Here is a 14985-nt window from a genome sequence, read left to right on the forward strand (position 1 = left end):
AGTTTATAGAAAGAGAGAAACAATTAGAAAAAGGAGGATTCTAAAGATGGAAGAAACAAAGAAAGTAAGCTTATTTGATAACGCAGTTAAGCAATTCGACAGAGCCGCTAGAATCATGGAATTAGATAGAAATTTAAGAGAAGTATTAATCAAACCTAAGAGAGAACTTACCGTTAATTTTCCAGTGCGTATGGATGATGGATCAATCAAAGTTTTTACAGGTTACAGAGTACAACACAATGTTTCTAGAGGTCCAGCAAAAGGTGGAATTAGATACCATCCAGATGTCACATTAGACGAAGTTAAAGCTTTGGCTTTTTGGATGACTTGGAAGTCTGCTGTAGTGGACATCCCCTATGGTGGAGCTAAAGGCGGCGTTACAGTGGATCCCTTTAAACTTTCGGATTCTGAATTGGAAAGATTGTCGCGAAGGTTCTTCTCTGAAATTCAAATCATAATAGGTGAAGAAAAAGATATCCCCGCCCCAGATGTAAACACTAATGGTCAAATAATGTCTTGGTTTATGGATACATATTCTATGAATATAGGACATACAACTTTAGGCATAGTTACAGGGAAGCCTTTAGAGATTGGAGGTTCTGAAGGAAGAACAGAAGCTACTGGAAGAGGAGTAAATATATGTATCGAGGAAGCTGTAAAATATTTGAGAGACAGGGGAAGACTAAATAAAAAAGATGAAGCGATAACCGTCGCCATTCAAGGTTTTGGTAATGTCGGTTCTTACTTAGCTTTGACTCTAACAGAAGAAAGTAGATATAGGTTGGTTGCAATATCTGATTATAGTGGTGGTTTTTATAAAGAATCCGGTTTCACCGCAGAAGAGATTCGTTATCTGATGGATAAAACTAGAGATAGAAAAGCCTTGTTATTGGATGTTAACGAAGAAGGTTATAAAGAGATAACCAACGAAGAGTTACTGAAGTTAGATGTAGATGTTTTTGCACCTTGCGCAATGGAAAATGCAATTAACGAAGATAATGCGGATGATATAAGGGCAAAACTCATCGTTGAAGGAGCTAACGGTCCATTAACTCCAGAAGCTGACGATATCTTGTTGTCCAAAAATGTCTTCATAGTACCAGATTTCTTGGCAAATGCTGGTGGCGTGACGGTTTCGTACTTCGAATGGGTACAGGGACTTCAGTGGAATTTTTGGGAACTTGAGGACATTAGAAAGGCTCTTCATAAGAAGATGAAGAACGCATTTTGTGACGTTGCTCAAACAATGGATAAGTATGAGGTCGACATGAGAACGGCTGCATATGTGAGAGCCATAGAACGTGTGGCAAACGCTACAAAGTTAAGAGGCATTTATCCGTGATGATAAAATAACAAAAATTACCCCTTTCTTAACTATTTAGAAAGGGGTAATTTTTTGGTTACTTAGGTTAAGTAAAATAGAATAGGTTTATTAAATAAAGGGGTGGAAAAATGGCTTTTACTTTAATTTCAACATTCATAAACGCTACAATTGGTTTTTTTCTAGCTGATATGCTGTTTTGGATTTTGTCACTAGTAATCTTAGGTATTATATTGTACATTTCCTGGAAAAAAAGTATGTACAGCAAATTGGGCAACTTTATTTTGTTAGTAGGGATTTTATTTTCTTTTTTTGGTTATTTAAATAATTTTAATCCGTCTTATTTTTATTTGTTGATTAACCTGTCTGCCTTTTTTGCTGTTCTTTATACAGCGTTTAACAAAAAATTGTTAATTATTCTATCTTGGATGTTAAATGGTTTTTCCCTGGGGTACATTATAGCATCATTGAGGGACTTAAATTTAGGCATCGTGTTTGGGATAATTATTTTCCTTATAGGATTAAGAGATGCATTTTTGCCTAAAAAGTTTGACGAACATTTAAACGACTAATTCGTGTATTGTAGAAGCTAACCTTTTTATACCTTCTTCAATACTTTCTTCATTTGAACAGGAATAATTTAATCTCAAGGTATTTACATTTTTCTTGTCGATGTAAAAAGGGTCTCCGGGGACGAAGGCAACCTTTTTTTCTATAGCTTTGTCAAACAACTCAAGAGCAGAAATATTGTTAGGCAAAGTTACCCAAAGAAACATTCCTCCCTGTGGATTCGTATATTCTACATCTTTGGGGAAATATTTTTTAATACTTTTTATCATCGCATTTTTTTGAGCACCATATCTCATTTTTATGTTCATTATATGTTTGTCTAGGTCGTTCTCTTTCAAGAACTGGTATAGTATTCTTTGCCCTACATAATTAGAATGTAGATCAGCCCCTTGCTTAGCAGTCACAAGATTTTCCAGTACATCTTTGGGAGCAACTACCCAACCCAGCCTAAATCCTGGGGCAACAATTTTTGAGAAAGATCCTAAAAGTATCGTTTGTTCAGGAATCAATTTTTTGAATGAAACACTATCTTCCCCTTCAAATCTTAACTCTCCATATGGGTCATCCTCTATTAGGTAAATATTGTGTTTTTTCAACATCTCAGCTATCTTTTCTCTATTTTTATTTGTATAAGTAATTCCTGAAGGGTTTTGAAAATTTGGGACGGTGTAAAGTAATTTTGGTGAAAATTCTTCCAAAACATCTTTTAATTCTTCTAAATCAAGACCCTCTTGGGATAGTTTTACGGTTTTAAAGTTTTTTGTGTATACTGCTAATGCTTGTATAGCTCCCAAGTATCCAGGTTCTTCAATTGCAATGAAATCATCTTCATTTAAAAAAAGTTTTCCGAGTAAGTCGAGGGCTTGTTGAGAACCATGAGTTATTAAAACATCATCTTTTGTTATGTTTAAACCTTTTTTTTCGTTGTACCTATTGGCGATGAATTCTCTTAAAGGTGGATATCCTTCTGTGGAACTGTATTGAAGTATCTCTTTACCGTGATTATCAAACTGAGAAACAGCGGCATTTTTTATCTCGTTGACTGGAAACAAATCAGGATTTGGTAAACCACCTGCAAATGAAATTATTTCGGGGTCATCAACTACTTTAAGTATCTCTCTTATAAAAGAACGTGGGACGTTTTTCATACGATTAGCATAAATATTTTCCATTTTTTTCTCTCCTTCTGAGTAGTTTTTATAGTCTAAAAGTTTTGTTAGTTTTCTTTTACGGGGAACAAATTATCCACAAACAATCCGTATTCCACACTGTCTAACAAGGCTTTCCAACTGGCTTGAATTATGTTAGTTGAAACACCCACTGTAGTCCAAGTTTTATCGGTATCTGAAGTTTCTATTAAGACCCGTACCTTTGCAGCTGTTCCAGAAGCACTGTCTAGCACCCTTACTTTGTAGTCTATCAATTTCATGCTTTTCAGGGATGGGAAAAAGTCTTCTAAAGCCTTTCGCAACGCCATATCTAAAGCATTCACAGGTCCATCGCCTTCAGCAACGGCATGGACGGTTTCATCGTTTATTTTTAATTTGACAATAGCTTCGGTTCCCGTACCTTCGCCAAAATTGTAATGAAGAATGTTGAAATTTTCCACTTGAAAATTCGGGGTGTAATCAAAAAATTCTCTTAATACTAGGAGTTTCAAAGAAGCATCTGCACCTTCAAATTGATATCCATCATGCTCATATTCCTTGATCTTCAATGTTAACTTTTTGAACTGTTCTTCAGAAAATTGTGTAATGTCGAATCCTAATTCTTCCAACTTTGATTTCAAATTGCTTTTTCCTGATAACTCAGAAACTAATATCCTTCTAGTGTTCCCAACCCATTCCGGAGATACGTGTTCATAAGTGAGAGGATTTTTAAGAATGGCGCTAACATGGACGCCACCTTTATGTGTGAAGGCACTTCTTCCCACGTAAGGAACCCTGTTGTCAGGAGTTAAATTAGCAACTTCAAATACGTAATTATAAAGTGAAGTTGTTTTTTCTACATTTATTTTCGGTAATCTAAATCCGTATTTAAACTTCAAGTTAGGTATTATAATGCAAAGGTCTGCATTACCACATCTTTCCCCTAAGCCTCCAACCGTTCCTTGTATTTGTTCAACTCCTTCTTGTAAGGCTGTAAGAGAATTCGCCACAGCTAGGCCAGAATCGTTGTGAGCATGAATGCCCAAAGGTATTTTTATTCTCGCTTTTACCTCTTCTATTGCCTCTTTGATCTTTGAAGGGGTTTGTCCTCCGTTTGTGTCACATAAAACAGCGATCGAAGCGCCAGAGTTTTGTGCAACTTCCAATGTTTTAATGGCATATTGTTGATTATGGTAAAAACCATCAAAAAAGTGTTCGGCATCAAAAAAGACTTCTATACCTTTTCTTTTTAAGAAGGTTATCGTATCTTCTATGAGTTTCAGGTTGTCATCAAGAGAAATGCCCAAGGCTTGAGATACATGGAAGTCCCAGCTTTTTGCAAATATAGTAACGATTTTTGCCCCAGAAGAAACTAATTTTAAAATATTCGGATCATCTTCTGCTTTTATTCCGTATCTTTTTGTAGAGCTAAATGCGACTATCTCACTGTTTTTGAATGACATACTTTGAACCTTTTTAAAAAATTCTTCATCTTTAGGATTGGATCCCGGCCAACCACCTTCAATGTAGTCTATCCCGTATTCATCTAATTTTTTGGCTATCTTTAATTTATCTTCCACAGTTAGAGAAACATTCTCACCTTGGGTTCCATCTCTTAAAGTGGTATCAAACAATTTAGGTTCTTTCAATTCGGTTCACCCTCTTTTTAGAATTTTGACAATTTCGTCTCCTACCTCGCTAGTGCTTAAATTTCCCCCCATGTCTTGAGAAAGTAAGTTTTCATCGATCGATGTTTTAATCGCACCTTCGACTTTTTCAGCTAAGTCTTTTCTTCCAAAATATTCTAACATCATCGCTGCAGCTAAAATAGCAGCTATCGGATTGGCAATGCCTTTACCAGCAATATCTGGAGCTGAACCATGAACGGGTTCAAACATGGAAACACTGTTGGGATTAATATTTCCTGAGGCAGCCAACCCCATCCCCCCCTGAAGTTCTGCTCCCAAATCTGTGATGATGTCTCCAAACATGTTACAGGTTACTATCACATCAAATATTTCGGGATTTCGTACCATTTTCATTGTTATAGCATCTACGTAGTAATGATCAGTCTGAACGTCTGGGTATTCCTTCTTTAACTCTTCAAATACCCTCAACCATAAGCCGTGAGAATAAGTTAGTACGTTACTTTTATCACAGAGTGTTAGTTTCCCATTGAGATTTTTTGCATACTCAAAAGCGTACCGGATGATACGCTCTACACCTTTTCTAGTTGAAATCATCTCTTGTATTGCTACTTCGTCTTGAGTATCTTTTTTTAAAATTCCACCAATACCCGCGTAAAGTCCTTCTGTATTTTCTCTTATCACGGTAAAATTGATCTCGTTAATCCCCTTCTTCTTCAAAGGAGAAAACCTGTCGTTTAGTAGTTTTATTGGCCTTAAATTGACGTATTGATCAAAATAAAATCGTAATTTTAATAGTATCCCATGTTCTAAGACCCCTGCTGGTACTCTTGGATCTCCTACTGCACCCAAATATATAGCATCAAAGGTTTCTAATCGTTTCAATAGAGAGTCTGGAATTAATTCCCCATATTTTAGATATCGTTCGGCTCCGACATCGAACTCTTCAAATTTAAAATTCAAACTGTACTTTTCTTCCATAAAATTTAATATTTTAAGACCTTCGTTGATTACTTCCTTTCCAATTCCATCCCCTGGTAGAACAGCTATCGACGGCATCTATTGAGCGACCTCCTTTTTGATCTTCTCTATCAATCCCCCGGAAGATATTATTTCTTGAAGAAATTTAGGATATTTCTCTGAATAGTATTCTTTCTTGTTTTTTAGATCTTTGATGATTCCATTGTCTAAGTCTACCTCTATTTCCGAACCATCTTGGATATTATGAGAAGCCTCTTTAGAAATAAGTATAGGTAATCCAATATTGATGGCGTTTCGATAAAAAATCCTTGCAAAACTTTCTGCTATGACACAAGAAACGCCTGCCGCCTTAATCGATAATGGAGCATGTTCACGAGAACTTCCAGAACCGAAATTCCTTCCGGCAACTATAATGTCTCCTTTTTTAACTTTTTTTACGAAATCTTTATCTATATCTTCCATACAATGTTGTGCCAATATCTCTGGTTCAGGGTTGTTTAGATATCTAGCTGGTATAATAACATCGGTATCAACGTTGTCACCGTATTTGAAAACTCTTCCTCTGAATTTCACCTTATAACCTCCTCAGGATGAGTGATGTATCCAGTAATAGCAGAAGCTGCCGCCACCGCAGGATTGGATAAATAAACTTCACTTTCTGGATGACCCATCCTTCCAACAAAATTCCTGTTGGTTGTAGATATCGCCTTCTCACCTTTTGCCAATACTCCCATGTGTCCACCTAGGCAAGGTCCACACGTTGGTGTACTCACAGCGGCTCCCGCTTCGATGAATATTTCAATTAAGCCTTCTTTTAATGCCTGCATGTATATATCTTGGGTGCCAGGAAAAATAATGCATCTTACATCAGAGTTAACTTTGTGTCCCTTAAGCACGTGAGCAGCGATTCTTAAATCTTCTATTCTTCCATTGGTGCAAGAACCAATTACAGATTGATCAATTTTTATCCCCTTTGCTTCATTAACAGGTTTCGTGTTTTCTGGCAAATGTGGGAAAGCCACCTGTGGTTCAATATTTGAAACATCATATTCGATAACTTCTTCATAAGTGGCATCGGGATCGCTACTTACCGGTGCATAATCTCTTACCGCCCTTTCTTTTAAGTACTCTTTGGTTTTTTCATCGTATTCAAATAATCCACATTTCGCTCCTGCTTCTATCGCCATGTTTGCCATAGTCATTCTCGAATCCATAGAAAGATCTTCGATCGTTTCTCCAGTAAACTCAATAGATTTATACAGGGCTCCATCCACTCCTATATCTCCTATCGTGTAAAGTATCAAATCCTTTCCACTGACCCATGGGTTTAACTTTCCTTTGTATACGATTTTTATACTTTCTGGGACTCGGAACCATAAGTAACCGGTAGCCATCGCGGCAGCCATATCGGTGCTTCCAACACCTGTACCTAAACAGTTAAGAGCACCATAGGTACACGTATGGGAATCTGCTCCTACAACGATTTCACCTGGTAAGGCTAGTCCTTTTTCAGGTATTAGACAGTGTTCTATTCCCATTTTACCTATCTCAAAATAATTAAGAATATTCATCTCTTTTGCAAAATTTCTTATAAGTAGAGCATTTTGCGCGGATTTTATATCTTTGTTTGGGGTAAAGTGGTCTGGAACTATTGCAATTCTATCATTATCAAATACTTTGGATAATCCAATTTTTCTAAATTCTTTGATGGCAACAGGAGTTGTTACATCGTTCCCAAGTACAAGATCTACTCTCGCATTAACAATCTCTCCAGGTTTAACTTCACTTTTATTTGAATGAGATGCAAGAATCTTCTCTACAATTGTCATTTCTTTATTTCCTCACTTTATCATTTTATTTTTTTGTAGTTTGGAGTTTCTTAGTCATATATTTATTCAAGGCATTTAGATAAGCCAAAGTACTCGCTTGGGTAATATCTGTTTCAACAGAATGCCCAACGTACACATCTTCTCCAATTTTGAGTTTAACGGTTGTTTCTCCTAAGGCATCGGTCCCCTCTGTAACCCCTTCAATCTTATACGAAATCAAAGTGATATTTTCTTCTTCAGAGATTTCGTTTATGGCTTTAAATATTGCATCTATTGGCCCGTCTCCACTGCAAGCTGCTTTTTCTATCAAATCTTCTCCTCTTGCTATCTTTATAGTCGCTGTCGGTAGTGTAGTGTTTCCAGTAGTAACGGATAAATATTTGAGTTTGAAATAATCCTCCGTTTTATATAGTTCGTCGTTTATCAATGCTTCAACATCAAGCGGATTTAAATTCTTTTTTTTACTGGCTAGATCTTTGAATTTTATGAATAACTTTTCAAAGGTTTCTTCATCCACAGTGTAACCAGATGATGTTAAGAACTCCTTTAAAGCATGTCTTCCCGAGTGTTTTCCTAAAATTAGTTTATTTGAATTTAATCCTATACTTTCAGCTTTCATTATTTCGTAAGTAGTTCTCTCTTTGATAACACCATCTTGATGAATACCAGATTCATGTGCAAAGGCATTTTTACCTACTATTGCTTTATTAGGTTGAACAACCATTCCAGTAAATTGTGAAACCATGTTGCTTAATTTTAAAATCTTAGTTGTATCCTGCGTTACGACTAAATCTTCAAAATAATCTTTTCTGGTAACTAACGCCATTAAAACTTCTTCTAAGGCAGCGTTGCCTGCCCTTTCTCCTATTCCATTGACTGCAACCTCTGCCTGATCGGCACCCTCTTTCAGAGCAACGAGTGTGTTAGCAGTTGCCATCCCTAAATCGTTATGGCAATGTACACTTAATTCAATCTTGTCTATGTTCCTTGTGTTTTCTTTTATCTTTTTAATAAATTCACCAAATTCTTGAGGAATTGCATATCCCACCGTATCAGGCACGTTAATTACCCATGCACCAGCTTCGATGACTTTTTCAAAGAGTTTGTACAAAAACTCTAACTCGCTTCTTGAAGCATCTTCTGCTGAAAATTCAACGTTATTAGTATACTTTGCTGCATACTTCACGGCCTCAACTGCTCTTTCCAAAACTTGATCTTCATTCATTTGCAGCTTATATTTCATGTGAATAGGAGAAGTGGCAATGAACACATGAATTCTTGGTTGTTCTGCTTCCTGAAGTGCTTCCCAAGCACAATCGATATCTTTGTAATTCGCCCTTGCTAAAGCGGCAATCTCAACATCTCTGATTTTTTGGGCGATGTTTTTCACACTTTCAAAATCACTACTTGAAGAAATAGGAAAACCAGCCTCTATTACATCAACTTTTAACAAGGAAAGCTGTTCGGCTATTGCCAACTTCTCCTCCATTGTCAAACTTACTCCTGGAGATTGTTCACCATCCCTCAACGTAGTATCAAAAATTTTTATTTTTCTCAAATTTGATCACTCTCCCACTTCAGTAGATTTAGCTTTCTATCCAAGGCATCATCGCTCTCAACTTCTCTCCCACTTGTTCTAACAAAGAATTATTATCTTTTTCAGTTAATGCGTTGAAAACAGGTCTATTGGCTTTGTTTTCTAATATCCAGTCCTTTGCAAAATTCCCATTCTGTATGTTTGCAAGTACATCTTTCATGGTTTCTTTAACCCTATCATCGATAATTTTGGGACCGATGGTAATATCTCCGTATTGTGCAGTGTCACTTATGGAGTATCTCATCTTTTTTAATCCGCCTTCATACAAGAGATCAACGATTAATTTTAGTTCGTTCAAACATTCAAAATAGGCTATTTCTGGTTGATACCCCGCTTCAACGAGTGTTTCAAAACCTGCCTTGATAAGTGATGTAGTTCCACCACATAAGACCGCTTGTTCTCCAAATAGATCCGTTTCTGTTTCCTCTTTAAAAGTTGTTTTGATAACACCTGCTCGTGTACAACCTATTCCTTTGGCGTAAGATAAACCCAACTCTTTTGCTTTTCCGGAAAAATCTTGGTGAACAGCTAATAATCCTGGAACCCCTTTGCCTTCTAAATACATTCTTCTGACTAAATGACCAGGACTTTTGGGAGCAACCATGAATACATCTACGTTTTTTGGAGGCACAATTTGTCCAAAATGGATATTAAAACCATGAGAAAACCCAAGTGCATTACCCTCGTCTAAGTTGGGTTCTATGTCTTTTTTGTACACCTCACTTTGAACTTCATCAGGGATTAATACTTGAATAATATCTCCTTTTTTAACCGCTTCAGATGTTTCATAGACTTCAAAACCATCTCTTTGAGCAGTTTCTTTGCTTTTACTATCTTTCTTCAGACCTATAATTACTTTTAATCCGCTATCTTTAAGATTTTGTGCCTGAGCGTGACCTTGACTTCCGTAACCTAAAACCGCAATAGTTTTTTCCTTCAATAAACCTAAGTCGGCATCTTTTTCATAAAATGTTTCCACCATGAACTATCACTCCTTTATTTTTTGATTTTTATGAATTTGTCAAAGCGTTGTTGTTCATTTCTCTATCTATAGCTACGATCCCTGTTCTCACGACTTCTTTAATGCCAAAATCCTTCATTATTTCGATAAAGGCATTTATTTTATTTTCATCCCCCGTAATTTCAACTGTTATTGTGTCAAGGGAAAAATCGACAACCTTACCCCTAAAAACGTCGACCACCTGAATAACTTGGCTTCTTTGATTTTTTCCACAATTTACCTTAATTATCGCCATATCCCTCTCTATCATATTGCTTTGATTCAATTCAGTGATCTTTATAACATCTATAAGTTTGTAAAGCTGTTTTTTCACTTGTTCGAGTGTGTCTGTGTTTCCTTCGACAACTATGGTCATTCTTGAATACTCAGGTAATTCTGTTTCCCCTACATTTAAACTCAGTATGTTAAAATTTCTCCTACTGAATAGACCAGATATTCTTGCCAAAACTGAGGGTTGATTATTCACCGTTACTGATAAGATGTGTCTCATGCAACCTCCCCCTGTTTTTCCTTTTCTCTCTTTTTCTTTTTTAGTTCCAACATCTCATTGATCGATGCCCCTTCTGGAACCATTGGAAATACGTTCTCATCTTGAGGAATAATGACGTCAAGTAAAACTGGGCCATCGTAATTAAGAGCCTCTTTCAAAGCCATCTCTACATCGTTTGTTTGATCGATTCTTAACGATTTTATTCCATAAGCCTGAGCCAATTTAACAAAATCAGGATTTTCAAGTATAGTGACAGAATATCTTTCATCAAAAAATAACTCTTGCCACTGTCTTACCATCCCTAACGTTCCATTGTTTAAAATAATTATTTTCACGGGGAGCCTGTTAGAACTTATTGTAGCCAACTCCTGGAGATTCATTTGAAAACTTCCGTCACCAGATATGTTGATAACCGTTTTATTGGGATTTCCTACCTGAACACCTACACTGGCGGGTAAACCGTATCCCATAGTTCCAAGACCTCCAGAGGTTATAAATGACCTAGGTTTCGAAAAACGAAAGTATTGGGCTGCCCACATTTGATTTTGGCCAACTTCTGTCACTATTACCGTATTTTCATCAGTTAACTCATCCAATTTTTCAATCAAGTATTGTGGTTTAATACTGTTACCATCGTATTCGTAGTTAAGTGGAAATCGTCTTTTCCATTCTTTTATTTGTTCAAGCCATTCTTTTCTTTCGATCGTCTTTATTAGTGGAATTAATTTATCTAAAACGTTTTTCGCATTACCAACAATCGGAATATCAACTTTGACATTTTTATTTATTTCTGCTGGATCGATATCTATATGGATGATCTTTGCATGTGGAGCAAATGTCTCTAACTTCCCCGTTACCCTGTCATCAAAACGTACTCCAACTCCTATTATCAAATCCGCTTCAGAAATAGCGTAGTTGGCATACATTGTACCGTGCATACCTAACATCTTTAAAGAAAGCTCATGATCTTCTGGAAAAACACCAAGCCCCATGAGAGACGTAACTACTGGTATTCTTCCCTTTATTGCCATATTTGTTAGTTCTTCTGAGGCATTAGAATTTATAACGCCTCCACCGGCAAAGATGACAGGCCTTTGCGAAGTGTTAATTGCCTCGGCTGCCAATTTTATTTGCATATAGTTTCCTTCGTATGTTGGTTGATATCCTGGGAGATGAACACTTTCAGGATACATGAAATCAGCATGAGATTTAAGAACATCCACCGGTAAATCAATTAAAACGGGACCTGGCCTGCCGGTTCTTGCTACGTAAAAAGCTTCTTTTATTGTCTTGGCTAAATCCTTCACATTTGTTACCATGTAATTGTGCTTAGTTACAGGCAAGGTTATTCCTCTTATATCTATTTCTTGGAATGAATCCGTACCTATGAGACTCGTCGGAGCTTGACCTGTAAAAGCAACAACTGGAACGGAATCCATGTATGCTGTTGCTAACCCTGTAACTAGGTTCGTAGCTCCAGGCCCAGAGGTAGCTATACATACCCCAACCTTTCCTGTACTCCTTGCATAACCGTCTGCAGCATGTGCTGCCCCTTGTTCATGACGAACTAATATATGTTTTATAGGTGCGTCGTACAGTTCATCATAAAGGGGAATAACCTTCCCTCCTGGATATCCAAATACAACTTCAACCTTTTCCCTCAAAAGTGATTCAACGAATATTCTTGCCCCGGAAAGAATCGGCATAAAATCACCTCTCTAATTTTTTTATTCTAAAAACGCCCCTTTATCCGCTGATTGTACAAACCTACTGTACCTGTCTAAATACCCACTAGTTTTTGGAAGTATCGGTTTAAAAGTATTTAATCTTGCTTGTAATTCTTCTTCTGATATTTTTAAATTTAGAGTCTTTTGTGGTATGTTTATCGATACTATATCCCCATCCCTTACAACCCCTATTGGACCTCCTGCCGCAGCTTCGGGAGACACATGACCTATGGCAGAGCCGCGTGTTGCTCCTGAGAATCTACCATCGGTGATCAGCGCAACCTTCTTATCCAATCCCATACCAGCTAATGCAGAAGTAGGTGCTAACATCTCTCTCATACCTGGTCCTCCCTTTGGCCCTTCGTACAGGATAACTACTACATCTCCTTCTTTAATTTTTCCCCCATAAATAGCTTTGATGGCTTCTTCTTCCTTGTTGAAGACCTTTGCAGGTCCTTCATGTACCAACATCTCATCCGATACAGCTATCTGTTTAACGATTGCCCCGTTAGGAGCTATATTACCTTTTAACACCGCTAGTCCTCCATCTTTATGGTACGGATTATCTATAGGCCTTATCACTTCCTGGTTGACATAACCAACGGTTTTGAGATTCTCACCTAATGTTTCCCCAGTTACGGTCAAACAGTCTAGATGGAGCAAATTCTTCTTGGACAATTCTTTTAGTACAGCAGGAATACCACCGGCATAATGTAAATCTTCAATGTGATGAATCCCTGCAGGGGATAAACTACATAGGTGTGGGGTTTTTGAGCTAATTTTATTTATAATATCTATGTCAAAATCGATTCCAGCTTCGTGAACAATTGCCGGCAAATGTAAAGCCGTGTTGGTAGAACAACCTAAAGCCATATCTAAAGTAAAGGCATTTTCTACTGTTTTTTCGGTGAATATATCCAACGGTTTAATATCTTTAGCTACTAACTCCATTATCTTTTCTCCACTTTTTGTTGCCAAAGCCCTCCTACTAGAAAAAACTGCCGGAATCGTCCCATTTCCCGGCAGCGCAAGTCCTAAAACCTCTGTTAGGCAGTTCATTGAATTGGCAGTAAACATCCCAGCACAAGATCCATACCCAGGACAGGCGTTCATTTCCATTTCATTTAACTCTTCATCAGAAATCTTATTGGCAACTCTCGCACCAACCGCTTCAAACATATCGTGTAAATCGATTTTTCTTCCTCTGTAATTCCCCGCAAGCATTGGACCTCCACTTACAACAATCGCAGGAATATTTAACCTTAAGGCAGCCATTAACATCCCTGGAACGATCTTATCGCAATTAGGAATAAGAACTAATCCATCGAATTTATATGCCCTTGCTACAGATTCTATAGAATCGGCAATTAATTCTCTACTTGGTAATGAATAGTTCATACCGCTGTGTCCCATCGCGATACCATCACAAATTCCTATCGTTGAAAAGGCTAAAGGTAAACCTCCAGCTGCATATACGCCATTTTTTACACTTTCGCATATTTCATTCAAATGTTTATGTCCGGGTATTATATCGTTCGCAGAATTAGCTATACCTATTATAGGTTTATCGATCTCTTCTTTTGTCAACCCTAAGGCATAAAGTAAAGAACGATGTGGGGCTTTTGATACTCCTTTTTTAATTTCGTCGCTTCTTTGTTTATTATCGCTCATATAATCCTCCCTTTCCATAATGTTTAAAAATGTTGAAAAAATCCCCGGTAGAATTCATTCCCGTTCTTTCCATTTTGGATAACTTCCAAGAATTTTAAAGAAAGAACTCATTTTTTCTAATTTAACTAATGCTGTTTTTACATCTTTATCTTCTGTATAACCTTCAAAATCTATATAAAAAGAGTATTCACCTAATTGCTTTTTAGTTGGACGCGACTCTATCCTTGTTAGATTAATGCCCTTTTCTTTGAAAGCTTTTAACATGTTGTATAGAACACCAGGTTCATTGTGCTTTGGAGAACATATTATCGAGGTTTTGTAATTTTTTGCTGTACCTTCAATCTTTGTAAACCTTTCGGAATTTGCAATTATGAAAAAACGAGTTGAGTTGTTTTTTGAGTCTTGAATATCTTTAGCTAAAACCTGTAAATTATAGATATTAACAATATTTTCTGAACCTATAGCCGCACTTTTTGGCACATCTTTTATTATTTCACAAGCATTTGCGGTACTCGCGGTAAATGTAATATCTGGATTATTCAATCTATTTTTTATAAACTTACTGCATTGTCCAATAGCTTGTTGATGAGAGAAGAGCTTTTTAATTTCTGCTAAGTCTAAGCTTTCATAAGATAGAAGAAAATGTTTAATTGGAACAACACACTCCCCAACTACCTGAATATCAGTTTTTTCGAATAAAAGATCCATTGTAATGTTCACTGAACCTTCCACGGAATTTTCAATAGGTACAACTCCAAAATCTACTTCTTTACTTTGAACCATTTCAAATACGTCTGAAATAGATTGTAATGGAATCAAAGAAACATTTTCACCAAAATATTTCATTGCAGCAATTTCAGTATAAGTTCCTTTTGGCCCTAGATAACCGCATTTTTTGAAAGACTGATCTTCTTTCAAGTCATCTAACTCCTTGAATTCAAAATTTACGAAAATATTTTCAGAGTTGTAAGAATAAGAAAAAAA

The 14985-nt window shown here is 36.8% G+C and carries 13 protein-coding genes; 2 read left to right on the forward strand and 11 right to left on the reverse strand.

What is annotated here, in order from left to right:
- Window positions 1-46 precede the first annotated feature (46 nt).
- Entirely contained in the window at window positions 47-1342 is a 1296-nt protein-coding gene (locus tag X925_RS04195; RefSeq protein ID WP_121959215.1) for a Glu/Leu/Phe/Val dehydrogenase, read from the forward strand.
- 110 nt (window positions 1343-1452) lie between these two features.
- Entirely contained in the window at window positions 1453-1893 is a 441-nt protein-coding gene (locus X925_RS04200; protein ID WP_121959216.1) for a hypothetical protein, read from the forward strand.
- On the opposite strand, the gene X925_RS04205 is transcribed toward X925_RS04200, so the two are convergent.
- The 11 genes from X925_RS04205 to pheA form a co-directional block, all read right to left on the reverse strand.
- Window positions 1882-3063 carry a PLP-dependent aminotransferase family protein gene (locus X925_RS04205; protein WP_121959217.1) on the reverse strand — a complete coding sequence of 394 codons (1182 nt, stop codon included), beginning with the start codon at window positions 3061-3063 and terminating at the stop codon, window positions 1882-1884. The two genes, X925_RS04200 and X925_RS04205, sit on opposite strands and share 12 nt — an antisense overlap.
- 44 nt (window positions 3064-3107) lie before the next feature.
- On the reverse strand, window positions 3108-4688 hold the full coding sequence (gene cimA, locus X925_RS04210; RefSeq protein ID WP_121959218.1) for a citramalate synthase: 1581 nt from the start codon (window positions 4686-4688) through the stop codon (window positions 3108-3110).
- A 6-nt stretch (window positions 4689-4694) separates the two neighbouring features.
- Window positions 4695-5744: a 3-isopropylmalate dehydrogenase gene (locus tag X925_RS04215; RefSeq protein ID WP_121959219.1), complete on the reverse strand. Its 1050-nt coding sequence runs from the start codon at window positions 5742-5744 to the stop codon at window positions 4695-4697.
- Window positions 5745-6239: a 3-isopropylmalate dehydratase small subunit gene (gene leuD, locus X925_RS04220; RefSeq protein ID WP_121959220.1), complete on the reverse strand. Its 495-nt coding sequence runs from the start codon at window positions 6237-6239 to the stop codon at window positions 5745-5747.
- The gene (leuC, locus tag X925_RS04225) at window positions 6236-7495 is read right to left on the reverse strand and encodes a 3-isopropylmalate dehydratase large subunit (RefSeq protein WP_121959221.1); all 1260 of its coding nucleotides are present in this window, start codon (window positions 7493-7495) and stop codon (window positions 6236-6238) included. Before leuC ends, leuD begins: the two co-directional genes overlap by 4 nt.
- A gap of 25 nt (window positions 7496-7520) precedes the next feature.
- Window positions 7521-9053 carry a 2-isopropylmalate synthase gene (locus X925_RS04230; RefSeq protein ID WP_121959222.1) on the reverse strand — a complete coding sequence of 511 codons (1533 nt, stop codon included), beginning with the start codon at window positions 9051-9053 and terminating at the stop codon, window positions 7521-7523.
- 28 nt (window positions 9054-9081) lie between these two features.
- A complete protein-coding gene (ilvC, locus tag X925_RS04235; protein WP_012209383.1) occupies window positions 9082-10074 on the reverse strand; it encodes a ketol-acid reductoisomerase in 993 nt (330 codons plus the stop codon).
- Window positions 10075-10102: 28 nt separating this feature from the next.
- Window positions 10103-10603: an acetolactate synthase small subunit gene (gene ilvN, locus X925_RS04240; protein WP_012209384.1), complete on the reverse strand. Its 501-nt coding sequence runs from the start codon at window positions 10601-10603 to the stop codon at window positions 10103-10105.
- The gene (ilvB, locus tag X925_RS04245; protein ID WP_121959223.1) at window positions 10600-12309 is read right to left on the reverse strand and encodes a biosynthetic-type acetolactate synthase large subunit; all 1710 of its coding nucleotides are present in this window, start codon (window positions 12307-12309) and stop codon (window positions 10600-10602) included. The genes ilvN and ilvB overlap by 4 nt, the downstream gene beginning before the upstream one ends.
- 21 nt (window positions 12310-12330) lie before the next feature.
- Window positions 12331-14001 (reverse strand): dihydroxy-acid dehydratase, encoded by a 1671-nt coding sequence (gene ilvD / locus X925_RS04250; protein WP_121959224.1) that lies wholly within the window; start codon window positions 13999-14001, stop codon window positions 12331-12333.
- Window positions 14002-14055: 54 nt separating this feature from the next.
- Window positions 14056-14985 (reverse strand): prephenate dehydratase (pheA, locus tag X925_RS04255; RefSeq protein WP_146026684.1); only part of this gene is annotated, 930 nt, incomplete at its 5' end.

Origin of the sequence: Petrotoga sp. 9T1HF07.CasAA.8.2, assembly GCF_002895585.1 — a bacterium.
GTDB lineage: Bacteria > Thermotogota > Thermotogae > Petrotogales > Petrotogaceae > Petrotoga > Petrotoga mobilis.